We start from the raw sequence: 22,589 nt of genomic DNA on the forward strand, positions 1-22,589 counted from the left end.
TTGGTTCTTCCCGATACCGCCGTGTTTCGGCGCAAGTATCTGTGTTTTTTCGGCAGCCCCTGCTCGGTCATCGCGCGGGGGTATTGAGCTGTTTATTATTGGGAAGCCGTAATGATTGGCATAAAAAGCATTGCGAGCTACGTGCCTGTAGCCGGCGTGGACAATTACGCACAAGGTGCAAAATTCGCCAAGGATGAAGAGTTCATCCTGGGCAAGATCGGTTCGGCCTTCCTGCCGCGCAAAGACGCCGGGCAAGAAACCTCCGATCTGTGTGTCGAAGCAGTCAATGCATTGTTTGCCGCTAACCCGGAACTCAAGCGCGAAGCCATCGATGTGTTGATCGTGGTTACCCAGAACGGTGACGAAGAAGGTTTGCCTCACACCGCGGCGATCGTACAGGACAAGCTGGGCCTGCCCACCACCGTCGCGGCCTTTGATATTTCCCTGGGTTGCTCCGGGTACGTCTACGGCATCTATGCCATCAAGGGGTTCATGGAAGCTGCTGGCCTGAAGAATGGCCTGCTGGTCACCGCTGACCCTTACTCGAAGATTGTCGATCCCGAAGATCGCAATACCACCATGCTGTTCGGTGACGCCGCCACGGCCACCTGGCTGGGCGAGGACGCCACTTGGCAGCTGGGCAAGGCCAAGTTCGGTACCGATGGTTCGGGGGCTCCGCACCTGAAGGTCACCGATGGTGTGTTCTTCATGAACGGCCGCCAGGTGTTCAACTTCGCTCTGCTGAAAGTGCCGGCACACCTGCACGAGTTGCTGGATGAGTCGGGGCTGAAGTCTGACGATATCGATGCCTTCTGCATTCACCAGGGCAGCGCGGCGATCGTCGATGCGGTGGCCCGGCGTTTCGAAGGCAACCCCGACAAGTTCATCAAGGACATGGTGGAGACCGGCAATACCGTGTCCTCCAGCATTCCGCTACTGCTGGAAAAGCACATGTTCGATTCCAGTTGGAAGCGCGTTGCCCTCAGTGGCTTCGGCGTTGGTCTGTCCTGGGGATCGGCCATCATCTACCGCTCCTGAGTTTCAGCTCGCAGCGGCACAGATAGCGCTCAAGGTGTAATCTTGAGCGCTATTTTTTTGCACGAGTGATAAGCGAGGCGGCATGAGCGACAGCTTTGAACACAACGCCCGGGTGATTGGCGAGCGCTGGCCGGCGCTGCTGGCACGGGTGCAGGCTGAGGATGCTGCTGTGCTGCAGGCGGATCTGGTGGAAGGCCTTGGCTCGACCCTGAGCATTGGCGGGGTCCAGCTGACCAGTCGCCATGATCGCAGTCGCGAGGCTCAGGTCCAGGCCGCCAGCCTGCCTGAGGCGGCGGTATTGCATCTTTACGGCTGTGGCTTGGGTGACCTGCAAATGGCGTTGCTGCAGCGGCCGGGGCTGGAGCGTCTGTATGTGCACATTCTCAATGGCGCACTGTTCAAGCTGGTGCTGCAACTGCTGGAACAGCAGGCCTGGCTGGCTGATTCACGGGTCGAGTTGTTGTATGCCGGCGACCTGCCGGAGATTGCATTGCCGTTTTTCGCCCTGCCGGCCGAGCTGGTGCTGGCCGATGACTACAACGCGAAGATCCGCGATCGGTTGATCAGCGAGACTCATCTTTCCTTCAATAATCGTTTGTTTACCGCAGATACAGCGGATATCGTCGAGCGCCTGGCTGCCATTGAGCCTTGGGTTGGGATGGATCGCGATATTGCCGAGCTGTTTGATCGCCATCCCGGGAGCGAAGTCTTTGTTATCGCTACGGGGCCGAGCCTGGAGCATCACTATGCGGCATTGCGCGCCGTGTCCGGCCAGGCGCAGCGGCCGCTGCTGATCTGTGTCGACACGGCATACCAGCCGCTGCTCAAAGAGGGCATCCGGGTGGACCTGGTGGTGAGTGTCGACCAGCGAATTTCCACCCGGCACCTGCCTGCTCAAGGCAGTGACTGCACCGCTCTGGTGTATATGCCGCTGGCGGACCCGCAGGTACTCGAGGGCTGGCTCGGGCCGCGGTATGTGGCGTATTCCGCCAGCCCGGTGTTCCAGGCATTGCGCCAGCGCATACCCCGGGCACAGCTGCATGCCGGTGGCAGCGTGATTCATCCGGCCGTGGATCTGGCGGTGAAGATGGGAGGGCGACGGATCACCCTGTTTGGTGCGGACTTCGCGTTCCCCATGAACCGTACCCATGCCGGTTGGCATGACGGCGATCTTGGCCCGCAACTCGGCGCGGCCCGACACTGGGTGCTGGATGGGCATGGGCAGCGAGTCAAGACCCAGCTTAATTTCCGCAGCTACCTGTGCGAACTGGAGCGCTATATCAGCAGTCAGCCTGAGGTGGCGTTTTTCAATACCAGTCGTGATGGCGCGATGATCCTCGGTACCACCTTTCACCCGGATTTTGCTCAATGAATCAGCTAGAGCCTATGGTTTCCCGAGCCAGAGAAGTCGCCGATCTGTTTCGTCTGGGGCGTGATGTCGAGGCGGTGGGTGTCATGGTTGAGCTGTTCGATCCCATCCAGTCGTTGGTGGATGGAGCTGCGCTGCCTGTCCAGCAGGATTGGGCGCAATTGCTGACCCTGATGCTGGCATGCCAGGAAGGGCAGGACTGGTTGGGATTGGCCGACTATCTGGAGTACGAGCTGCTGGACTGGTTGCAGGCCGAGTTTGGTGGATGAGCGGTGCGGCAGGCTGGGCGAGTGTTTTTGGTGGGTATTTTCTGGCGTCAGTTTTTCGTTCGGTGTCGGCTTAACCCCTTGTTTTCCAAGGGATGGCCGGGTGATGGCAAATATTTTTGAAAAAGCCCTAAAGCAACTTGCATTACCGACGATAACTATTACGAAGGTTCTCTAGGCCATTACCCGGCGGTTGCCAGGGCCGGAAGCCGCAGTACCCAACCAACGAGGAATTCGTCATGGCTTTAACAGTAAACACTAACGTCACGTCGTTGAACGTTCAGAAAAACCTGAACCGCGCTTCCGACGCTCTGTCGACTTCGATGACTCGCCTGTCTTCCGGCCTGAAGATCAACAGCGCAAAAGACGACGCCGCCGGCCTGCAGATCGCTACCCGCATGACTTCGCAGATCCGTGGTCAGACCATGGCGATCAAAAACGCCAACGACGGTATCTCCATCGCCCAGACCGCTGAAGGCGCGATGCAAGAATCCACCAACATCCTGCAGCGTATGCGTGAACTGGCTGTTCAGTCGCGAAACGACTCCAACGGTACCCAAGACCGCGTTGCTCTGAACAAAGAATTTGCTCAGATGTCGGACGAGCTGACTCGTATCGCCAAGTCGACCAACCTGAACGGCAAGAACCTGATCGACGGTTCCGCTGGCACCATGACCTTCCAGGTTGGTTCCAACACCGGTTCCACCAACCAGATCACCATCACCCTGGACAGCGGCTTCGACGCTGCCACCCTGGGCGTTGACTCCGGCACCATCAACATCACCGGTAACGACAGCACCACTGCCGAGACCAACACCAAGGCCGCGATGGACGCCATCGACAAGGCTCTGGCTACCATCAACTCCAGCCGTGCGGACCTCGGTGCTGCCCAGAACCGTCTGACCAGCACCATCTCCAACCTGCAGAACATCAACGAAAACGCCAGTGCTGCACTGGGTCGCGTACAAGATACCGACTTCGCTGCTGAAACTGCCCAGCTGACCAAGCAGCAGACTCTGCAACAAGCTTCGACCGCAGTTCTGGCCCAGGCCAACCAACTGCCATCCGCTGTACTGAAACTGCTTCAGTAATAGCTGGCTAAGCTTTGGCGGGGGAGTGCGCTGGTCGTGCTCTCTCGCTTTTTTACTTTAAGAGGTGATGGACATGGATATGAGCGTGAAGCTGAACTTGTCTTATCCAGCGGCCAAGCCGGTGACGCCTGTCGCTGACAAGCCCGTGGAGAAGCCTCGAGAGGTCGTTCCTGCAGTTGCCAAAACCGCATCTCAGGACAGTAAGAAAGAAGCTCGGACCGAGCAGGAAAAGTTGAAAATGGCCGTTCAGGAAATTGAAAAGTTCGTCCAGTCGGTCAAGCGCAATCTAGAGTTCTCGATCGACGAGCCTTCCGGAAAGGTCGTGGTCAAAGTCATTGCCAGTGATTCGGGTGAAGTGGTTCGCCAGATCCCCAATGAAGAAGTGCTGAAACTGGCCAATAGCTTGAATGATGCGAGTAGTCTGTTGTTCAGTGCCAAGGCCTGACAGCTGGCATGAAAATTGTTGCTGGTTACGTTTGAGCGCTGTAGTGGTCAAAAGACTGGCGGCACACTGAAGGGAGAGACACATGGCAAGTCCAATTCTACCGGGTACCGGCTTGGGTTCCGGCCTCGACACCGGTGCTATCGTCAAGGCGTTGGTAGCTGCTGACAAGGCGGCCAAGCAAGGTCAGATCGATCGCGCGACCACCACCAATAGCGCCAGCATTTCTGGTATCGGGACATTGCAGTCGTTGTTGTCGACCTTCCAGAGCACGCTGTCGGTTGCTGGGCTGGGAAGCTCTGTGAATCCCGCCTTTGCCGGTTTCGCTGCGACCTCCAGCGACAGCAAGACCGTAGACGCCACCGCAGACAACTATGCGGTTGCCGGCAAATACTCGGTTACCGTCAAAAATCTTGCAACTTCGTCAAAAGTGGCCAGTGCGGCTTTTAGCGGAGGAAATACCAGTGCCATTCCGAGTGGTACGTTAAACATCACTCAAAATGGCATTAACTACCCGTTGACCGTCGGCGCCAATGCGACGCTGCAATCGGTGCGTGACTCGATCAACGCTGATTCGAAGATGAACATGGCCGGGCTCAGCGCGAACATCGTGACCGACTCATTCGGTTCGCGACTGGTGATCGGCTCCGAAAAGACCGGTGCAGGCACCGACATTTCTGTCAGCGGTATTGCCGGTTTGGAGATCGATGGCACTCAGCCGATGTCGAGTGATACCAATCCGGCTTCCGCCGCCTCATCCGGCAATATCGGTGGGTTGGCCAAGGACGCGGTTTTCAGCGTCGACGGCATGCAACTGACCAGCAAGACCAATACAGTCACGCAGGCCATTTCCGGTCTTAAGCTCAATCTGGTTGCGCCAACTACCACGCCGATCACCGTGACAGTTGCCACAAACACTGAGGGTCTTAAAACCTCGATCCAGAAGTTTGTCGATGCCTATAACGCCGTGGCCAACGGCATTACTACGCTGACCAAGCCTTCCCTGGATGACAGTGGCAACCCGACCATCCCGGCACAGCTCACTGGTGACTCGCTGCCTCGTTCGATTCTGGCGGCTATTCGTGCACCACTGTCCGAAACGGGCGCCGGCGACAAGTTGACAGTGCTTGCGCAGTTGGGGATCACCACCAACCAGAAGACCGGTGCACTGGATTTCGACGACAAGAAATTCACGGCTGCAATGACCGACAAGAAGCTCGGTGGTGAAGTGCAGAAGCTGTTTACCGGTGATGGTACCAACCCGGGTCTGCTGGAACGCATGACTAACGCGATCAAGCCGTTTACCCAGGGCGTGGGTAGCATGACCGAGGGGATCCTGACCACTCGTACCAAGACCCTGGATATCACCAAGAAAAAGCTCAGTGATCAACAGGATGCCCTGGATCGCCGGGTGGCTACCCTGACAGCGGTACTGACCAAGAAGTACAACGACATGGACACCCTGGTGGGCAAGCTGAAGGCCACCGCCAGTAACATCACGTCGATGTTTGAAGCCTTGACCGCACAGCAAAAAGGCTGATATTCACTCAGCGCCAAAAGCCCGGCAGCGTTTTTCAGCGCTCCGGGCTTTTGTATTTGGCCTAAAGTTTTTTGACGTTGCGTCGATATATTGCTTATACGAACCCTTGAGTTTTGAAGAGGTATTACATGAATCCGATGTTAGCCCTTCGGCAGTACCAGAAGATCGGTGCGCAGGCGCAGACCTCCGAAGCCAGTCCCCACCGTCTGGTGCAGATGCTGATGGAAGGCGGCCTGGATCGTATCGCTCAGGCCAAGGGGGCGATCGAGCGCAAGGATATCGCCAACAAAGGCATATTCATCAGCAAGGCCATCGGCATCATTGGTGGTCTGCGTGAAGGCCTGGACCTGGAAAACTCCCTGGATACCCTGGGGGATCTGGACAGTCTGTATACCTACATGATGAAGCGCCTGGCTGAAGCCAATATCAAGACCGATCCGAAGATTCTCGATGAGGTCGCCGATCTGCTGCGTACGGTCAAGGATGGCTGGGATGCCATTGCCGCACCGGGTCCGCAGTTTTAAGGAGGAACACCATGAGTGCTGTCCTGCAACGCATTGAAGAAACCCGTGAGGCGCTGGTCGGCGCCCTGGCCGAACGCAACTGGCAAGCCATTGGCGAGCTGGACCTGGCGTGCCGTTCATGCATGGAGGACGTGCTCAGCGAGGCTGAGGTCGACGAGGCGGCACTGCGCGACAATCTGGAGGAGTTGTTGGGGGTCTACCGGCAACTGCTTGAGGTGGCAACAGGGGAGCGCCAGGCGATAGTCGACGAGATGTCGCAGATCCAGCAAGCACAGAACGCGGCAAAGGTTTACCATTTGTTCGGTTGATGTTGAGTTAATCCCGAACACTGCGCGCCATAAATTTGACTGTGCACGCTTTTTTGACTTAACTAGTGGCTGTTTTCAGATTTCAGGCGTCTATAAGGCAGAAAATGCCTACAAGCGCGTCTAGCTTGCCCCTTATCTGGGCATTGAGTTGACTAGGGAAGTTGCTATTGCATGTGGCGTGAAACCAAAATTCTGCTGATCGATGACGATAGCGTGCGCCGCCGCGACCTGGCGGTGATTTTAAATTTTCTTGGCGAAGAAAATTTACCCTGCGGTAGCCATGACTGGCAGCAGGCTGTCGGCTCTTTGTCGTCAAGTCGCGAAGTAATTTGCGTCCTCATCGGGACCGTAAATGCTCCTGGTGCACTTCTGGGCCTGTTAAAGACACTCTCAACCTGGGATGAGTTCCTTCCGGTGCTGTTGATGGGCGAAAATTCTTCCATTGATCTGCCTGAAGACCAGCGTCGTCGTGTGCTTTCCACCCTGGAAATGCCTCCCAGCTACAGCAAATTGCTGGACTCCCTGCACCGAGCCCAGGTCTATCGTGAAATGTACGATCAGGCCCGTGAGCGCGGTCGTCACCGTGAACCCAATCTTTTCCGCAGCCTGGTGGGCACCAGTCGCGCCATCCAGCATGTGCGGCAGATGATGCAGCAGGTGGCGGATACCGACGCCAGCGTGCTGATCCTTGGCGAGTCGGGAACAGGCAAGGAAGTGGTAGCGCGCAACCTGCACTATCACTCCAAGCGGCGCGACGCGCCTTTCGTGCCGGTCAATTGCGGCGCCATTCCGGCAGAGCTGCTGGAAAGTGAGCTGTTTGGCCATGAAAAGGGCGCGTTCACCGGTGCTATCACCAGTCGTGCCGGGCGTTTCGAGCTGGCTAATGGCGGCACCCTGTTCCTCGACGAAATCGGCGATATGCCACTGCCGATGCAGGTCAAGTTGTTGCGGGTGCTGCAGGAGCGCACGTTCGAGCGCGTGGGCAGCAACAAGACCCAGGGTGTTGATGTGCGAATCATCGCTGCCACCCATAAGAACCTGGAAAGCATGATCGAGGTAGGCAGCTTCCGTGAGGATCTGTACTACCGCCTCAACGTGTTCCCCATTGAAATGGCGCCGCTGCGTGAGCGAGTGGAAGACATTCCGCTGCTGATGAATGAGCTGATTTCGCGAATGGAGCACGAGAAGCGCGGTTCTATCCGCTTCAACTCTGCCGCCATCATGTCGCTGTGCCGGCATGGCTGGCCGGGTAACGTTCGTGAGTTGGCCAACCTGGTGGAGCGCATGGCGATCATGCATCCCTATGGTGTGATTGGCGTCGTCGAGTTGCCGAAGAAGTTCCGCTATGTGGATGACGAAGACGAGCAGTTGGTGGACAGCCTGCGCAGCGATCTGGAAGAGCGCGTAGCGATCAACGGTCACGCGCCAGACTTCGCCGCCACGGCCATGCTGCCGCCGGAAGGCCTGGACCTGAAGGACTACCTCGGCAGCCTGGAGCAAGGGCTGATCCAGCAGGCGCTGGACGACGCCAATGGCATCGTGGCGCGGGCCGCAGAGCGTTTGCGCATCCGTCGCACCACCCTGGTGGAGAAGATGCGCAAGTACGGTATGAGCCGTCGTGAAGGTGATGAACAGGCGGATGATTGACGCCGGTTTTTCAAGTCTTTGAAAACTGGGTGGTTTTTTTTAGGCACGGGTATTGCTAAGTCTCTTGCAACGTTCCGTTTAACTGACGGTCAGCCACGCGAGAGTGCACGATGCCCCAAGCCGCCCAGATGTCTCCTGCCCCTGATGCACAGGGGCAATCGTCGTCCGTAGAGCAGGCAAGCCGGCTAGGTCTTGAGCAGGCCTTCGCCTTGTTCAACCAGATGTCGAGCCAACTTACTGACTCCTACAGCATGCTTGAGGCCCGGGTGACCGAGCTCAAGGGCGAGTTGGCGGTGGTCAGCGCCCAGCGCATGCAGGAGCTGGCGGAAAAGGAGCGTCTGGCCAATCGTCTGCAGAACCTGCTGGACCTGTTGCCGGGCGGGGTCATCGTGATTGATGGTCATGGCATCGTCACCGAGGCCAACCCGGCAGCCTGCGAGCTGCTGGGGCTGCCGCTGGAAGGGCAGTTGTGGCGCAACATCATCGCCCGCAGCTTTGCCCCTCGCGAAGATGATGGCCATGAAATTTCCCTGCGTGACGGTCGACGCCTGTCGATTGCCACGCGCTCGCTGGATGCCGAGCCCGGGCAGTTGGTGCTGCTCAATGACTTGACTGAAACCCGTCATCTACAGGACCAGTTGGCCCGTCATGAGCGTCTGTCCTCCCTGGGCAAGATGGTTGCCTCCCTGGCTCACCAGATCCGCACGCCGCTGTCGGCGGCCCTGCTGTACGCCAGCCATCTCACTGAGCAGGAACTGCCGGTAGCTACCCATCAGCGCTTTGCCGGGCGGCTCAAGGAGCGTTTGCACGAGCTGGAACATCAAGTGCGCGACATGCTGGTGTTCGCCCGTGGCGAATTGCCCCTGACCGATCGCCTGACGCCCAAGTCGCTGTTGCAGTCGTTGCAGGCCGCGGCCCTGACCCATGTGCAGGACGTTGCCGTGCGCTGGCAGTGCGATAGCCACCACGGTGAGTTGCTGTGCAATCGCGACACGCTGGTGGGCGCCTTGCTCAATCTGATCGAGAACGCGGTGCAGGCCAGTGCCGGCGCGGCGCGACTCAAGGTGCACCTGTACAGCCGCGGCGACACCTTGCGGCTGTGCATCAGTGACAGTGGCAGTGGTATCGACGCTGCGGTCCTGGAGCGCCTGGGAGAGCCGTTCTTCACCACCAAGGCCAATGGAACCGGGCTGGGCCTGACGGTGGTCAAGGCGGTAGCCCGTGCTCATCAGGGAGAATTGTCGCTGCGCTCGCGTCCTGGGCGCGGTACTTGTGCGCTGGTGACACTGCCTCTGTTCTCCAGCGTGCATGGAGTGGAGTGAAGGTAATGGCAATCAAGGTTCTACTGGTTGAAGACGACCGCGCATTGCGCGAGGCCCTGGCGGATACCCTGCTGCTGGCCGGTCATGACTACAAGGCTGTCGGCAGTGCTGAGGAAGCATTGGAGGCTGTGGCCGCGGAGCCCTTCAGCCTGGTGGTCAGCGACGTCAACATGCCGGGCATGGACGGTCATCAATTGCTTGGCCTGCTGCGAGCCCGCCAGCCACAACTGCCGGTGTTGCTGATGACTGCCCATGGCGCCGTCGAGCGTGCCGTGGACGCCATGCGCCAGGGGGCGGCCGATTATCTGGTCAAGCCTTTCGAGCCGCGGGCCCTGCTGGACCTGGTGGCGCGCCATGCCTTGGGCGGCCTGGGTGTTGGCGAGGATGAGGGGCCTGTGGCCTTCGAACCAGCCAGCGCTCAGTTGCTGGAGCTGGCGGCGCGGGTGGCCCGCAGTGACTCCACGGTGCTGATTTCCGGTGAATCCGGCACTGGCAAGGAGGTGCTGGCGCGCTATATCCATCAGCATTCCCATCGAGTCAATCAGCCGTTTATCGCCATCAACTGCGCGGCCATCCCGGACAACATGCTCGAAGCCACTTTGTTCGGGCACGAAAAGGGCTCTTTCACAGGGGCCATCGCTGCCCAGCCCGGCAAGTTCGAGCAGGCCGATGGCGGCACCATCCTGCTGGACGAGATTTCCGAAATGCCTCTGGGCTTGCAGGCCAAGCTGCTGCGGGTCTTGCAGGAGCGCGAAGTGGAGCGGGTTGGTGCGCGCAAGCCGATCACCCTGGATATCCGCGTGGTCGCCACCACCAACCGCGATCTGGCGGGGGAGGTAGCGGCCGGCCGTTTCCGTGAGGACTTGTATTACCGTTTGTCGGTATTTCCTCTGGCCTGGAAGCCGTTGCGCGAGCGTACCGCCGATATCCTGCCGCTGGCCGAGCGCCTGCTGGCCAAGCACGTCAATAAAATGAAGCACGCGGCGGCCAGGCTATCGGCCAAGGCCCAGGAGTGCCTGCTGGCCTATCCATGGCCAGGCAACGTTAGAGAACTGGACAACGCATTGCAGCGCGCATTGATCCTGCAGCAGGGGGGCTTGATCCAGCCGGAAGATTTCTGTCTTGCCGGCCCTGTGGCTTGTGCTCCGCTGCCGGCGCTGGCGCCCGTGGTGCAGATGGCAGCGCGTGGCACGGCTGCCGAGGTGGAGGTGCCGGCTCAAGAATCCGGTGGCCTGGGCGATGACCTGCGGCGCCGGGAGTTTCAGATGATCATCGATACCCTGCGCTCCGAGCGCGGGCGACGCAAGGAGGCCGCGGAACGCCTGGGTATCAGCCCGCGGACCTTGCGCTACAAGTTGGCGCAGATGCGCGATGCTGGAATGGACGTCGAGGCCTATCTGTTCGCGACCTGATCTGTGAGAGGCAAGCCCGGGATGGGCTTTTGTCGATAAGGGCCATGGAGCTGGCACCCTTGTTGCTAACACCTCACTAACCGCTGAGTGAGCGTCAAAAAATTGCGGGTCGTCAGAGAGAGTAGACCATGAGCCAAGGTGTTGAATTTAATCGGTTGATGCTGGATATGCGTGCCATGCAGATGGACGCAATGTCGCAGCCTAAATCCGCCGCGGTGGCAGAAGTCAGCGGCAGCAGCTTTGCTGACATGCTTGGCCAGGCCGTGAACAAGGTCAATGACACTCAGCAGGCGTCCAATCAGCTGTCCAGTGCCTTTGAAATTGGCAAGAGCGGTGTCGACCTGACGGACGTGATGATTTCCTCGCAAAAGGCCAGCGTGTCTTTTCAAGCTTTGACCCAGGTTCGCAACAAGCTGGTTCAAGCGTATCAAGACATCATGCAGATGCCGGTTTAAGGACGAGATTGAGTCATGGCAGAAGCAGTCGCCGATAACGTACCGGCCAAGGCCGCCCCGATCGACGGTAAACCGCCGCTGTTCGGTTTGTCCTTCCTGGAAAACCTGTCCCAGATGACCATGCTGCGTCAGGTCGGCCTGTTGGTGGGCCTGGCCGCCAGCGTGGCGATTGGTTTTGCCGTGGTGCTGTGGTCCCAGCAACCCGATTACCGGCCGCTGTACGGCAGCCTGGCGGGTATGGACGCCAAGCAGGTCATGGATACCCTGGCCTCTGCCGACATTCCTTACACCGTAGAGCCCAATTCCGGCGCCTTGCTGGTCAAGGCCGATGACCTGTCCCGAGCCCGCCTGAAGCTGGCCGCGGCTGGCGTAGCGCCGGGTGACGGCAACGTCGGCTTCGAGATCCTCGATAAAGAGCAGGGCCTGGGTACCAGTCAGTTCATGGAAGCGACCCGTTACCGTCGCGGCCTGGAGGGCGAGCTGGCTCGCACCATCTCCAGCCTGAACAACGTCAAGGGTGCCCGGGTGCACCTGGCGATTCCCAAAAGCTCGGTGTTCGTGCGTGATGAACGCAAGCCCAGCGCCTCGGTCCTGGTAGAACTCTACTCCGGCCGTTCCCTGGAGCCCGGCCAGGTCATGGCCATCGTCAACCTGGTGGCGACCAGTGTTCCCGAGCTGAACAAGTCCCAGGTCACCGTGGTCGATCAGAAGGGCAACCTGTTGTCCGACCAGGCGGAAAACTCCGCACTGACCATGGCTGGCAAGCAGTTCGACTACAGCCGCCGCCTGGAAGGCATGCTGACCCAGCGGGTGCACAACATCCTGCAACCGGTGCTGGGCAACGATCGCTACAAGGCTGAAGTCTCGGCGGACGTCGACTTCAGTGCCGTGGAATCCACCTCCGAACAGTTCAACCCCGACCAGCCGGCCCTGCGCAGCGAGCAGTCGGTGAATGAGCAGCGCTCCAGCAGCAACGGCCCGCAAGGCGTGCCGGGTGCTCTGAGCAACCAGCCGCCGGCGCCGGCCTCTGCGCCACAAACCACCGGTGGCGCCACTGCCGCCGCCGGCATGGTGCAACCGGGCCAGCCACTGCTGGACGCCAACGGCCAACAGATCATGGACCCGGCCACCGGCCAGCCGATGCTGGCGCCGTACCCGTCGGACAAGCGTCAACAATCCACCAAGAACTTCGAGCTCGATCGCTCCATCAGCCATACCAAGCAGCAGCAGGGTCGCCTGAATCGTCTGTCGGTAGCGGTAGTGGTGGACGACCAGGTCAAGGTCAACCCGGCCAATGGCGAAACCAGCCGAGCGCCGTGGAGCGCCGACGAATTGGCGCGTTTCACCCGTCTGGTGCAGGACGCCGTGGGCTTCGATGCCAGCCGTGGCGACAGCGTCAGCGTGATCAACGTGCCGTTCTCCGCCGAACGCGGGGAAGTGATCGCCGATATTCCGTTCTACTCGCAGCCCTGGTTCTGGGACATCGTCAAGCAAGTGCTCGGCGTGCTGTTCATCCTGGTGCTGGTGTTCGGCGTGTTGCGTCCGGTGCTCAACAACATCACTGGCGGCGGCAAGAACAAAGAACTGGCAGGCCTGGGCAGTGACGTCGAATTGGGCGGCATGGGCGGCCTGGACGGTGAGTTGGGCAACGACCGCGTGAGCCTCGGCGGCCCGCAGAGCATTCTGCTGCCGAGCCCGAGCGAGGGTTATGACGCTCAGTTGAACGCAATCAAGAGTCTGGTGGCTGAAGACCCGGGTCGAGTGGCTCAGGTCGTGAAAGAGTGGATTAACGCAGATGAGTGATAACCGAGCCGCTACCGCCAAACTGACCCGGGTCGACAAAGCCGCGATCCTGCTGCTGTCCCTGGGTTCTACCGATGCTGCGCAAGTGTTGCGCCACATGGGCCCCAAAGAGGTCCAGCGGGTGGGCGTGGCCATGGCGCAGATGGGTAACGTGCACCGTGAGCAGGTCGAACAGGTGATGAGCGAGTTCGTCGATATTGTCGGCGACCAGACCAGCCTCGGCGTCGGCTCCGATGACTACGTGCGCAAGATGCTCACCCAGGCCCTGGGCGAAGACAAGGCCAACGGCCTGATCGACCGCATTCTGCTGGGTGGCAACACCAGCGGCCTGGACAGCCTGAAGTGGATGGAGCCGCGGGCCGTTGCCGACGTGATCCGCTACGAGCACCCGCAGATCCAGGCCATCGTGGTGGCCTACCTCGATCCTGACCAGGCCGGCGAAGTGCTCGGCAACTTCGACCACAAGGCGCGCCTGGACATCATCTTGCGGGTTTCCTCGCTCAACACCGTGCAACCCGCGGCGCTCAAGGAACTCAACCAGATTCTCGAGAAGCAGTTCTCCGGCAACTCCAACGCATCGCGGACCACCCTGGGTGGTATCAAGCGTGCAGCCGACATCATGAACTTCCTCGACAGCTCGATCGAAGGCCAACTGATGGATTCGATCCGCGAAGTGGACGAAGACCTGTCGGGCCAGATCGAAGACCTGATGTTCGTCTTCAACAACCTCGCCGATGTCGACGATCGCGGCATCCAGGCGCTGCTGCGCGAAGTCTCTTCCGACGTGCTGGTGCTGGCTCTCAAGGGCTCGGACGAAGGGGTCAAGGAAAAGATCTTCAAGAACATGTCCAAGCGTGCGGCGGAACTGCTGCGCGACGACCTGGAAGCCAAGGGCCCGGTTCGCGTCAGCGATGTGGAAACCGCGCAGAAGGAAATCCTCACCATTGCCCGCCGTATGGCCGAAGCCGGAGAAATCGTTCTCGGCGGGAAGGGCGGCGAAGAAATGATCTAAGGTCGCTTTATGTCGTCCAGCAGTGATGAGTCCCAAAGCGAGCTGATTCGCGCCCGGGACGTCGAGGGTTTTGACGTCTGGGCGCTGCCCAGTTTCGATCCCGAGCCGCCCGAGCCTGAGCCCGAGCCGGAAGAGGTGCAGGAGGAGATCGAGGAAGTGCCGCTGGAGGAAGTCCAGCCGCTGACCCTTGAAGAGCTCGAGAGCATCCGCCAGGAAGCCTATAACGAAGGGTTCGCCACTGGCGAGAAAGAGGGCTTTCACAGCACCACCCTCAAAGTGCGCCAGGAAGCCGAAGTGGCACTGAGCGCCAAGTTGCAGGCGCTCGAGCAACTGATGGCCAACCTGTTCGAGCCCATTGCCGAGCAGGACACCCAGATTGAAAAGACCCTGGTGGAGCTGGTGCGGCATATCACCCGCCAGGTGATCCAGCGCGAGCTGGCGATGGACTCCACGCAGATCGAACATGTCATGCGCGAAGCGCTCAAGCTGCTGCCCCTAGGCGTCGGTAATGTGCGCCTGTACGTCAATCCGCAGGATTTCGAGCAGGTCAAAAGCCTGCGCGAGCGCCATGAGGAAAGCTGGCGCATCGTCGAGGACGAAGCGCTGCTGCCCGGCGGTTGCCGGGTCGAGACCGAGTACAGCCGTATCGACGCCAGCATGGAAACCCGGATCGCCCAGGCCATGGACCAGCTGTCCGACCAGTTGCACGAACAATCGCTGCATCCGGCAGCGGCGGACCTTGGTCTGGACCTGGGGCCGTTGACGCCGTCGGCGCCGCAGAGCGACATCGCCGACCCCGCTATGGACCCTGACGCCGCACACGAGCCAGCGGACCCTAGCAATGCGCCTTGAACGCACCAGCTTCGGCAAGCGCCTGGGGGGCTATGCCCAGGCCGTCAGCCTGCCGGGCCAGCCAATCCTTGAGGGCCGCTTGCTGCGCATGGTCGGCCTGACACTGGAAGCCGAAGGCTTGCGCGCGGCCATGGGCACCCGGTGCATGGTGATCAACGATGACAGCTACCACCCGGTCAAGGTCGAAGCCGAGGTCATGGGGTTCTCCGGGAGCAAGGTATTCCTGATGCCGGTGGGCAGCGTGGCCGGGATCGCTCCGGGCGCGCGCGTGGTGCCCCTGGCCGACACCGGCCGTTTGCCCATGGGCATGAGCATGCTCGGGCGTGTGCTGGACGGCGCCGGCAGGGCGCTGGACGGCAAGGGCGCGATGCGTGCCGAAGACTGGGTGCCGATGGACGGCCCCACCATCAACCCGCTCAAGCGCGACCCCATCAGCCAGCCGCTGGATGTGGGTATTCGCAGCATCAACGGTTTATTGACGGTAGGTCGCGGTCAGCGTCTCGGCCTGTTCGCCGGTACCGGCGTGGGCAAGAGTGTGCTGCTGGGCATGATGACCCGCTTCACCGAGGCCGACATCATTGTGGTCGGGCTGATCGGCGAGCGGGGACGTGAGGTCAAGGAGTTCATCGAGCACATCCTGGGTGAGGAAGGCCTCAAGCGTTCGGTGGTGGTGGCCTCGCCAGCGGATGATGCTCCGCTGATGCGTCTGCGGGCGGCGATGTACTGCACGCGGATCGCCGAATATTTTCGCGACAAGGGCAAGAACGTCCTGTTGCTGATGGATTCCCTGACACGTTTCGCCCAGGCCCAGCGGGAAATCGCCCTGGCCATCGGCGAGCCGCCGGCCACCAAGGGTTATCCGCCTTCGGTGTTCGCCAAGCTGCCCAAACTGGTGGAGCGTGCCGGCAATGCCGAGGCCGGCGGCGGTTCGATCACCGCCTTCTACACGGTCTTGTCCGAAGGCGACGACCAGCAGGACCCGATCGCCGACTCGGCGCGGGGCGTGCTCGACGGGCATATCGTGCTGTCCAGGCGCCTGGCGGAAGAGGGGCACTACCCGGCCATCGACATCGAGGCTTCCATCAGTCGGGTCATGCCGGCGGTGATCAGCCCTGACAACATGGCGCGGGCGCAGTACTTCAAACAGCTGTGGTCGCGTTACCAGCAGGCCCGGGACCTGATCAGCGTCGGTGCCTATGTGGCCGGCGGCGACCGGGATACCGATACGGCCATTTCCCTGCATCCGGCCATGGTTGCGTACCTGCGCCAGGGGCTCAATGACAACATCAGCCTGGGCCATAGCCAGACCCACCTGGAAATGCTTTTCGCTCCGGCAGCGGGCGGGTAACCGGCCATGGCTGATAGCCGTGCCGCGCGCCTGGCGCCGGTGGTGGACATGGCAGAGAGTGCCGAGCGCACGGCCGCCCAGCGCCTGGAGTACTTTCACGGCCAGGTGCGTGTGGCCGAGAGCAAGCTGGGGGACCTGGAGCGTTTTCGTGGCGACTACCAGGAACAGTGGGTCGAGCGCGGCAAGTTGGGGGTCAGTGGCCACTGGCTGATGAACTACCAGTACTTTCTCAGCCAGCTGGATACCGCCGTCGGTCAGCAGCGACAGAGCCTGGCCTGGCACCAGAACAACCTCGATCGCGCCCGGGAGGCCTGGCAGCAGGCCTATGCCCGGGTCGAGGGGCTGCGCAAGCTGGTGCAGCGCTATATCGACGAGGCGCGGGCGCTTGAGGACAAGCGTGAGCAGAAGTTGCTGGATGAACTTTCCCAACGTTTGCCTCGTCAGAGCCCATACTGATGGTGCTCATTTGCCCCGTGCGGGTTGTCCCCCCGGCGAGTGGGTGCTAAACCTTTTAGACGTCGTCAATGACAAGGAAGCAGTCACATGTCGGTCGTTACAGAAATATCCCCGGACGGGCAAAAACTCACGATCTCCATCAGAGGCCGTTTCGATTTCGGACGCCACCAGGAGTTTCGCGAATCCTACGAGCGACTCAACCGGACACCGGAGTCCATCGTGGTGGACCTCAAGGAAGCCACCTATCTCGACAGTTCGGCCCTGGGCATGCTGCTGTTGCTGCGTGACCACGCCGGCGGCGACAACGCCGATGTCCGGGTAATCAACAGCAACTCGGATGTGCGCAAGATCCTCGCCATCTCCAACTTCGACAAGCTTTTCGACATCAGTTGACCGGTATGCGGTCGATGCTCGAGCCCCTGTGTGTGCTGATCGCCGAAGATGGCGCAGCGGACCGCATGCTGCTGTCCAGCATCATCCGGCGCCAGGGGCATCAGGTGCTGGCGGCAAGCAACGGCGCCGAGGCGGTGCAGCTGTTTCAGCAACAGCGCCCGCACATCGTGCTGATGGATGCATTGATGCCGGTGATGGACGGTTTCGAGGCTGCCCGGCAGATCAAGGCCCTGGCTGGCGAGACCCTGGTGCCGATCATCTTTCTCACCTCCTTGAGCGGTGGCGAGGCCCTGGCCCGCTGCCTGGAAGCGGGTGGCGACGACTTTCTGGCCAAGCCTTACAACCCGGTGGTGCTGGGTGCCAAGATCAACGCCATGGACCGCCTGCGCCGTCTGCAAGAGACCGTGCTGCACCAGCGTGACCAGATCACTCGCCACCACGACTACCTGCTCAACGAGCAGCGGGTGGCCAAGGCGGTGTTCGACAAGGTCGCCCATGCCGGCTGCCTGGATGCGCCGAATATCCGTTACCTGCAATCGCCCTATGCCCTGTTCAATGGCGACCTGTTGTTGGCGGCCTACACCCCGGCCGGAGACATGCACGTACTGCTGGGGGATTTCACCGGCCATGGGCTGCCTGCGGCGGTAGGCGCCATGCCGCTGGCGGAGGTGTTCTACGGCATGACCGCCAAGGGCTACGGCCTGCCGGAAACCCTGCGGGAGATGAATGCCAAGCTCAAGCGCATCCTGCCCGTGGACATGTTCTGCTGTGCCACCCTGCTGTGCCTGAGTTCCCAGCGGCGGGCGGTGGAGGTGTGGAACGGCGGCATGCCCGAAGGGTATCTGTATCGGCACGCCAGCGGCGCACGCACGCCGCTGGTGGCTCGCCACTTGCCCCTGGGTGTGTTGAGCGCCGAGTCCTTCGAGGACAGTACCGAAGTGTTTTCCATGGCGCCGGGAGACAGGGTGTTCCTGTTGTCGGATGGGGTGATCGATACCTGTAACACCGAGGAGCAACTGTTTGGCGTCGAGCGATTGCACCAGGTGTTTGCCGCCAATCGCCAGGAAGATCAGCTGTTCGAGGAGATTCGGCAGGCCCTGGAGCGCTTTGGCGGCAGTGCCCGGGATGATGTGAGCATGGTCGAGGTGGGGTTGCCGGAGTTTCCCCGGTTGGCGCCGCCGGCTCTGGTGTACTCCGACAGTGGCCAGTCCTGCCCGCTGGACTGGTCGGTGAGTTTCGAGTTTCGGGCTGCCACCCTCAAGCGTTTCAATCCCTTGCCCTATCTGCTGCAACTGTTGCTTGAGGTGCATGGCCTGCGCTCCCAGAGCGGGGCGCTGTACAGCGTTTTGGCAGAGCTCTACTCCAATGCCCTGGAACATGGCGTGCTCAAGCTCGACTCGCGGCTCAAGCGCGATGCCGAGGGGTTCACCCGCTATTACCGCGAACGCTCGACCCGGCTTGCGCAGTTGCAGGAGGGCTTTGTCCGGGTGCATCTGCAAGTGCAGCCCCTGGAAGCGGGAGGGCGCCTGGTGGTGCGCGTCGAGGACAGTGGCGAGGGCTTCGATGTGGCTGCGGTCCTGGCGCGGCCCAATGATATGGAGCGTCTGTCGGGGCGTGGCGTCAGTCTGATCCGGCAGATGAGCCAGCAGGCCGTGTGGGCGGATGATGGGCGCAGTGTCTGCGTGGAGTTTTCTTGGGAGGCTCTGGCATAATTCCCGGGTTCTTGATCAAGGAGTGAACAAGTGGCTGAGATTCATCTGGACCACACGGTGCTCAATGCTTTGCAAGAGGTCATGGAGGATGAATATCCCGTCCTGCTGGATACCTTCGTCTGCGATTCCGAGGAGCGTGTGCGGTTGCTGCATAAGTCCGAGGATACGATTTTGCTGGTAGCCACCGCCCACAGCCTCAAGGGCAGCAGCAGCAACATGGGCGCGACCCGCCTGGCCGAACTCTGTCATCAGCTGGAACTGCGGGCCGGGCAGTCGGCCGCGGATGGCATTCGACAATTGGTGGGGGAGATCGACGGCGAGTTCGCGATCGTTCGACGCTTGTGCGAGCAGGAGCTGCAGCGCTTTCATTGTTGAGAAACAGCTTTTTATCTGCGGATTGATAAAACTGGCCCGGCCTTTGCAGTAAAGTCTTCCAACTGTACCTATGATCCCCGTGCAGCGGAGACTGTCCCATGGCTGTTACCCCTAATTCGCTTCTTCAGGCCACTGCCCAGGCCAGCGCTAAGTCCAAGACTCAAGCGGCACCTGTCAGCCCCCTGGCGAGCATTGCCGAGCCTGGGGACAAGGCTTCCAGCTTCGCGCAGCTCTACGCCAAGGAATCCCAGAACCAGCCGCAGGCCAAGCCTCCAAGCTTTGCCGACAACTCGCCCAAGTCGGTGCGCGACAAGGGAGCTGACAGTAGCCCGAAGAAGGATGTCAGCAAGGACTCTTCTGCCGCGCCGCAGCCAGCCGTTGCCGATAGCGGCAAATCCTTGCCTGCCGACAAGCCGGCCAGCAGCGACAGCAGCGACAGCAAAACAGCGCCCACTGATGCTGCCAAGCCGGCTGATACCGCACAAACCGACACCCCGCCCCCCAGCGATCCGATGCTGGATCCAAGCCTGGTACAGATCGCGCCGCCACAGCCTGTGGTGCCGGCTGAACCGGCCCCGGCGACACCTGCGCCGCCTCCGGTCGAGGCGGCTCCCGTCGCCCCTGCGCCGGCCATCGTTGCCGCAGTGGTGGCGCCACCCGTCGAGCCGGCCAAGCCTGAATTCGATCCCGAGGCTGATCCTCTGGATGCCTTGCCTGCGGTGCGCCTGGCCATGGAGCAGGGCGGCCATGTGTCGGCGTCCAGCCAGAGCCAGCCGAAGGCCGCGCCAGGCAATGCCGGCAATGAAGGGCAGCTGGCCTCGGTGCAGAACTTCGCCAATGGCATGGCCGGCATGCTCGAGCAGCAGGCGGGCAAGAGCGGCACCGAGCAGGGCGGCGAAAAGGCCTTTAGCGGGTTGATCGCCGATGGCTTGAAGGACCTCAAGGGGGCTTCCAGTGATACCCGGGTGGATGATTTCGCCAATCGCCTGGCGGCCTTGACCCAGGCCGCGACGCCCAAGACGGCCAACGCGGTGCCGGTCAACCAGCCGCTGGCCATGCACCAGAATGGCTGGACCGAAGAGGTGGTCAACCGGGTGATGTACCTGTCCAGCACCAGCCTCAAGTCGGCAGACATCCAGTTGCAGCCGGCCGAGCTGGGGCGCCTGGACATTCGCGTGCACATGATTCCGGACCAGCAGACCCAGGTCACCTTCATGAGTGCCCATGCTGGCGTTCGCGAAGCCCTGGAAGGGCAGATGCACCGCATGCGCGACATGTTCAACCAGCAGGGCCTGGGGCAGGTGGACGTCAACGTCTCCGATCAGTCCCGTGGCTGGCAGGGCCAGGAGCAGGCGCAGCAGGAGCAGAATCGCCGCAGCGGTTCCAGCACCAGCGGCGGGCGCCTGGACAATGGCGATGATGAGTCGTCCCAGGCCGTGGCAGAAGTTCAGGCTCCGGTACAGACCGTGATCGGCAGCAGCGCCGTCGACTACTACGCCTGACCTGTGGCGGGGGTCGCTACCGGCCCCTGCACTGATCCTCGCGGTGTAACTGCAACAGCTTGCACCCCAGGTTTCCCTTCGCAGCATTGCCCTTCGCTGTTGATCCCCGCCTTTCTGACAAATCTGGCATAACACTTGCTCTTGCCTTGCCGTGCGACTGTGAACCCCCGATTAGTGACGGATTATTGGCATGGCGAAGAGCGAAGCAGCAGAAAAACCCACCGCAGGGAAAAGCAAACTCAAGCTTATCCTCTTGATTGTCCTGGCGTTGTTGCTGGCCATCGGCCTGTCGGTCGGCGCCACCTGGTACTTCATGCACAGTGCTCAGAGCAAGCCGGCCCCGGCTGCAGAGACCGCCAGCAACGTCAAGCCTGCGGCGATCTACGAGCCCATGGCCCCAGCCTTTGTTGCCAACTTCACGCAGAACGGCCGGCAGCGCTACATGCAGGTGAGCATTACCCTGCTGGCGCGCAATCAGGCCGACCTGGATGCGCTGAAAGTGCACATGCCGGTGATCCGCAACAACCTGGTCATGCTCTTCTCCGGGCAGAGTTTCGACACCCTGGCTACTCCGGTCGGCCAGGAAATGCTCCGTCAGAAGGCCACCGCCAGCGTTCAGGAAGTGGCGCAGAAAGAGGTGGGCAAAGTGGTGGTCGAGCAGTTGCTCTTTACTAACTTCGTACTGCAGTAGGAACACGACATGGCCGTGCAGGACCTGCTGTCCCAGGATGAGATCGATGCGCTGTTGCATGGCGTCGACGACGGTCTGGTGCAGACCGAACACGCTGCCGAGCCCGGCAGTGTCAAAAGCTACGACCTGACCAGCCAGGATCGCATCGTCCGTGGACGCATGCCGACCCTGGAAATGATCAACGAGCGTTTCGCCCGCTATACCCGTATCAGCATGTTCAACATGCTGCGCCGTTCGGCTGACGTGGCAGTGGGTGGCGTGCAGGTAATGAAGTTCGGCGAGTATGTGCACTCGCTGTACGTACCCACCAGTCTGAACCTGGTGAAGATCAAGCCGCTGCGCGGCACCGCGCTGTTCATTCTTGACGCCAAGCTGGTGTTCAAGCTGGTGGACAACTTCTTCGGCGGCGATGGCCGCCACGCGAAGATCGAAGGGCGCGAATTCACCCCGACCGAACTGCGGGTGGTGCGCATGGTGCTGGAGCAGGCCTTCGTCGATCTCAAGGAAGCATGGCAGGCGATCATGCCGGTCAACTTCGAGTACATAAACTCGGAAGTGAACCCGGCCATGGCCAACATCGTCGGTCCCAGCGAAGCCATTGTGGTGTCGACCTTCCACATTGAGCTCGATGGCGGTGGCGGCGACCTGCACGTGACCATGCCGTATTCGATGATCGAGCCGATCCGCGAAATGCTCGACGCCGGCTTCCAGTCCGACCTGGACGACCAGGACGAACGCTGGAGCAAGGCTCTGCGCGAGGACGTGCTGGATGTGGCCGTGCCGCTGAGTGCCACTGTCGCCCGTCGTCAGTTGCGCCTGCGGGACATCCTGCACATGCAGCCTGGCGATGTAATCCCGGTGGAACTGCCCGAAGACATGATCATGCGTGCCAATGGCGTGCCGTCGTTCAAGGTCAAGCTGGGTTCCCACAAGGGCAACCTGGCGCTGCAAGTGATCGAGCCGATCGAGCGCCGTTGAGCGGCGCTCCAACCTGTTTGCTGTTCAATGAATTTTTGCCCGTCGAGGACCCA

Annotated in this window: 23 protein-coding genes; all 23 read left to right on the forward strand. The window is 60.8% G+C overall.

What is annotated here, in order from left to right; all coding sequences use genetic code 11:
- The first annotated feature begins 111 nt into the window (after nt 1–111).
- The 23 genes from BM382_RS23430 to fliM all read left to right on the forward strand — a co-directional run bounded on the left by BM382_RS23430 (nt 112) and on the right by fliM (nt 22,536).
- Nucleotides 112–1,038 carry a ketoacyl-ACP synthase III gene (locus tag BM382_RS23430; protein ID WP_011059962.1) on the forward strand — a complete coding sequence of 309 codons (927 nt, stop codon included), beginning with the start codon at nt 112–114 and terminating at the stop codon, nt 1,036–1,038.
- Nucleotides 1,039–1,120: 82 nt separating this feature from the next.
- Nucleotides 1,121–2,410 carry a motility associated factor glycosyltransferase family protein gene (locus BM382_RS23435; protein WP_072444223.1) on the forward strand — a complete coding sequence of 430 codons (1,290 nt, stop codon included), beginning with the start codon at nt 1,121–1,123 and terminating at the stop codon, nt 2,408–2,410.
- A complete protein-coding gene (locus BM382_RS23440) occupies nt 2,407–2,676 on the forward strand; it encodes a hypothetical protein (protein ID WP_072444221.1) in 270 nt (89 codons plus the stop codon). The genes BM382_RS23435 and BM382_RS23440 overlap by 4 nt, the downstream gene beginning before the upstream one ends.
- Before the next feature lie 236 nt (nt 2,677–2,912).
- Complete coding sequence (locus BM382_RS23445) at nt 2,913–3,764, forward strand: flagellin domain-containing protein (protein WP_011059965.1); 852 nt, start codon at nt 2,913–2,915, stop codon at nt 3,762–3,764.
- A gap of 73 nt (nt 3,765–3,837) precedes the next feature.
- Nucleotides 3,838–4,209, forward strand: coding sequence for a flagellar protein FlaG (locus tag BM382_RS23450; RefSeq protein ID WP_011059966.1), 372 nt, complete (start codon nt 3,838–3,840; stop codon nt 4,207–4,209).
- Between the two features lie 82 nt (nt 4,210–4,291).
- Nucleotides 4,292–5,746, forward strand: coding sequence for a flagellar filament capping protein FliD (gene fliD / locus BM382_RS23455; RefSeq protein ID WP_011059967.1), 1,455 nt, complete (start codon nt 4,292–4,294; stop codon nt 5,744–5,746).
- Between the two features lie 128 nt (nt 5,747–5,874).
- Nucleotides 5,875–6,270, forward strand: coding sequence for a flagellar export chaperone FliS (gene fliS, locus BM382_RS23460; protein WP_011059968.1), 396 nt, complete (start codon nt 5,875–5,877; stop codon nt 6,268–6,270).
- An 11-nt stretch (nt 6,271–6,281) separates the two neighbouring features.
- Nucleotides 6,282–6,578 (forward strand): flagellar protein FliT, encoded by a 297-nt coding sequence (locus BM382_RS23465; protein WP_011059969.1) that lies wholly within the window; start codon nt 6,282–6,284, stop codon nt 6,576–6,578.
- A gap of 171 nt (nt 6,579–6,749) precedes the next feature.
- Nucleotides 6,750–8,225: a sigma-54 dependent transcriptional regulator gene (locus tag BM382_RS23470; protein ID WP_011059970.1), complete on the forward strand. Its 1,476-nt coding sequence runs from the start codon at nt 6,750–6,752 to the stop codon at nt 8,223–8,225.
- Nucleotides 8,226–8,353: 128 nt separating this feature from the next.
- Nucleotides 8,354–9,547: a sensor histidine kinase gene (locus BM382_RS23475; protein ID WP_161467054.1), complete on the forward strand. Its 1,194-nt coding sequence runs from the start codon at nt 8,354–8,356 to the stop codon at nt 9,545–9,547.
- A gap of 5 nt (nt 9,548–9,552) precedes the next feature.
- A complete protein-coding gene (locus BM382_RS23480; protein WP_053156938.1) occupies nt 9,553–10,959 on the forward strand; it encodes a sigma-54-dependent transcriptional regulator in 1,407 nt (468 codons plus the stop codon).
- Between the two features lie 128 nt (nt 10,960–11,087).
- A complete protein-coding gene (gene fliE, locus BM382_RS23485) occupies nt 11,088–11,414 on the forward strand; it encodes a flagellar hook-basal body complex protein FliE (RefSeq protein WP_011059973.1) in 327 nt (108 codons plus the stop codon).
- Between the two features lie 15 nt (nt 11,415–11,429).
- A complete protein-coding gene (gene fliF, locus BM382_RS23490; protein WP_011059974.1) occupies nt 11,430–13,217 on the forward strand; it encodes a flagellar basal-body MS-ring/collar protein FliF in 1,788 nt (595 codons plus the stop codon).
- Complete coding sequence (fliG, locus tag BM382_RS23495; RefSeq protein ID WP_011059975.1) at nt 13,210–14,229, forward strand: flagellar motor switch protein FliG; 1,020 nt, start codon at nt 13,210–13,212, stop codon at nt 14,227–14,229. Before fliF ends, fliG begins: the two co-directional genes overlap by 8 nt.
- Nucleotides 14,230–14,238: 9 nt before the next feature.
- A complete protein-coding gene (fliH, locus tag BM382_RS23500; protein ID WP_011059976.1) occupies nt 14,239–15,081 on the forward strand; it encodes a flagellar assembly protein FliH in 843 nt (280 codons plus the stop codon).
- Complete coding sequence (fliI, locus tag BM382_RS23505; RefSeq protein ID WP_011059977.1) at nt 15,071–16,429, forward strand: flagellar protein export ATPase FliI; 1,359 nt, start codon at nt 15,071–15,073, stop codon at nt 16,427–16,429. Before fliH ends, fliI begins: the two co-directional genes overlap by 11 nt.
- A gap of 6 nt (nt 16,430–16,435) precedes the next feature.
- The gene (fliJ, locus tag BM382_RS23510) at nt 16,436–16,885 is read left to right on the forward strand and encodes a flagellar export protein FliJ (protein ID WP_011059978.1); all 450 of its coding nucleotides are present in this window, start codon (nt 16,436–16,438) and stop codon (nt 16,883–16,885) included.
- 87 nt (nt 16,886–16,972) lie between these two features.
- Nucleotides 16,973–17,278, forward strand: a complete 306-nt coding sequence (locus tag BM382_RS23515; RefSeq protein WP_011059979.1) for an STAS domain-containing protein — start codon at nt 16,973–16,975, stop codon at nt 17,276–17,278.
- Nucleotides 17,279–17,283: 5 nt separating this feature from the next.
- The gene (locus tag BM382_RS23520; RefSeq protein WP_041774109.1) at nt 17,284–18,990 is read left to right on the forward strand and encodes a fused response regulator/phosphatase; all 1,707 of its coding nucleotides are present in this window, start codon (nt 17,284–17,286) and stop codon (nt 18,988–18,990) included.
- A 30-nt stretch (nt 18,991–19,020) separates the two neighbouring features.
- A complete protein-coding gene (locus BM382_RS23525) occupies nt 19,021–19,365 on the forward strand; it encodes an Hpt domain-containing protein (protein WP_011059981.1) in 345 nt (114 codons plus the stop codon).
- Between the two features lie 98 nt (nt 19,366–19,463).
- Nucleotides 19,464–20,867: a flagellar hook-length control protein FliK gene (locus tag BM382_RS23530; RefSeq protein WP_072444219.1), complete on the forward strand. Its 1,404-nt coding sequence runs from the start codon at nt 19,464–19,466 to the stop codon at nt 20,865–20,867.
- 190 nt (nt 20,868–21,057) lie between these two features.
- Complete coding sequence (gene fliL / locus BM382_RS23535; protein WP_011059983.1) at nt 21,058–21,558, forward strand: flagellar basal body-associated protein FliL; 501 nt, start codon at nt 21,058–21,060, stop codon at nt 21,556–21,558.
- Between the two features lie 9 nt (nt 21,559–21,567).
- Complete coding sequence (gene fliM, locus BM382_RS23540; protein WP_011059984.1) at nt 21,568–22,536, forward strand: flagellar motor switch protein FliM; 969 nt, start codon at nt 21,568–21,570, stop codon at nt 22,534–22,536.
- Nucleotides 22,537–22,589 lie beyond the last annotated feature (53 nt).

Source organism: Pseudomonas sp. NFPP25 (assembly GCF_900116505.1).
Classification (GTDB): Bacteria; Pseudomonadota; Gammaproteobacteria; order Pseudomonadales; family Pseudomonadaceae; genus Aquipseudomonas; species Aquipseudomonas protegens.

Coding starts and splice junctions, on each gene's coding strand:
- BM382_RS23465 (WP_011059969.1), top strand. CDS start 6,282: ATGAGTGCTGTCCTGCAACGCATTGAAGAAACCCGTGAGGCGCTGGTC.
- BM382_RS23440 (WP_072444221.1), top strand. CDS start 2,407: ATGAATCAGCTAGAGCCTATGGTTTCCCGAGCCAGAGAAGTCGCCGAT.
- BM382_RS23470 (WP_011059970.1), top strand. CDS start 6,750: ATGTGGCGTGAAACCAAAATTCTGCTGATCGATGACGATAGCGTGCGC.
- BM382_RS23515 (WP_011059979.1), top strand. CDS start 16,973: ATGTCGGTCGTTACAGAAATATCCCCGGACGGGCAAAAACTCACGATC.
- BM382_RS23480 (WP_053156938.1), top strand. CDS start 9,553: ATGGCAATCAAGGTTCTACTGGTTGAAGACGACCGCGCATTGCGCGAG.
- BM382_RS23475 (WP_161467054.1), top strand. CDS start 8,354: ATGTCTCCTGCCCCTGATGCACAGGGGCAATCGTCGTCCGTAGAGCAG.
- fliS (WP_011059968.1), top strand. CDS start 5,875: ATGAATCCGATGTTAGCCCTTCGGCAGTACCAGAAGATCGGTGCGCAG.
- fliJ (WP_011059978.1), top strand. CDS start 16,436: ATGGCTGATAGCCGTGCCGCGCGCCTGGCGCCGGTGGTGGACATGGCA.
- BM382_RS23520 (WP_041774109.1), top strand. CDS start 17,284: ATGCGGTCGATGCTCGAGCCCCTGTGTGTGCTGATCGCCGAAGATGGC.
- fliF (WP_011059974.1), top strand. CDS start 11,430: ATGGCAGAAGCAGTCGCCGATAACGTACCGGCCAAGGCCGCCCCGATC.
- BM382_RS23430 (WP_011059962.1), top strand. CDS start 112: ATGATTGGCATAAAAAGCATTGCGAGCTACGTGCCTGTAGCCGGCGTG.
- BM382_RS23435 (WP_072444223.1), top strand. CDS start 1,121: ATGAGCGACAGCTTTGAACACAACGCCCGGGTGATTGGCGAGCGCTGG.
- fliM (WP_011059984.1), top strand. CDS start 21,568: ATGGCCGTGCAGGACCTGCTGTCCCAGGATGAGATCGATGCGCTGTTG.
- fliL (WP_011059983.1), top strand. CDS start 21,058: ATGGCGAAGAGCGAAGCAGCAGAAAAACCCACCGCAGGGAAAAGCAAA.
- BM382_RS23530 (WP_072444219.1), top strand. CDS start 19,464: ATGGCTGTTACCCCTAATTCGCTTCTTCAGGCCACTGCCCAGGCCAGC.
- fliD (WP_011059967.1), top strand. CDS start 4,292: ATGGCAAGTCCAATTCTACCGGGTACCGGCTTGGGTTCCGGCCTCGAC.
- BM382_RS23450 (WP_011059966.1), top strand. CDS start 3,838: ATGGATATGAGCGTGAAGCTGAACTTGTCTTATCCAGCGGCCAAGCCG.
- BM382_RS23445 (WP_011059965.1), top strand. CDS start 2,913: ATGGCTTTAACAGTAAACACTAACGTCACGTCGTTGAACGTTCAGAAA.
- fliI (WP_011059977.1), top strand. CDS start 15,071: ATGCGCCTTGAACGCACCAGCTTCGGCAAGCGCCTGGGGGGCTATGCC.
- fliG (WP_011059975.1), top strand. CDS start 13,210: ATGAGTGATAACCGAGCCGCTACCGCCAAACTGACCCGGGTCGACAAA.
- fliH (WP_011059976.1), top strand. CDS start 14,239: ATGTCGTCCAGCAGTGATGAGTCCCAAAGCGAGCTGATTCGCGCCCGG.
- fliE (WP_011059973.1), top strand. CDS start 11,088: ATGAGCCAAGGTGTTGAATTTAATCGGTTGATGCTGGATATGCGTGCC.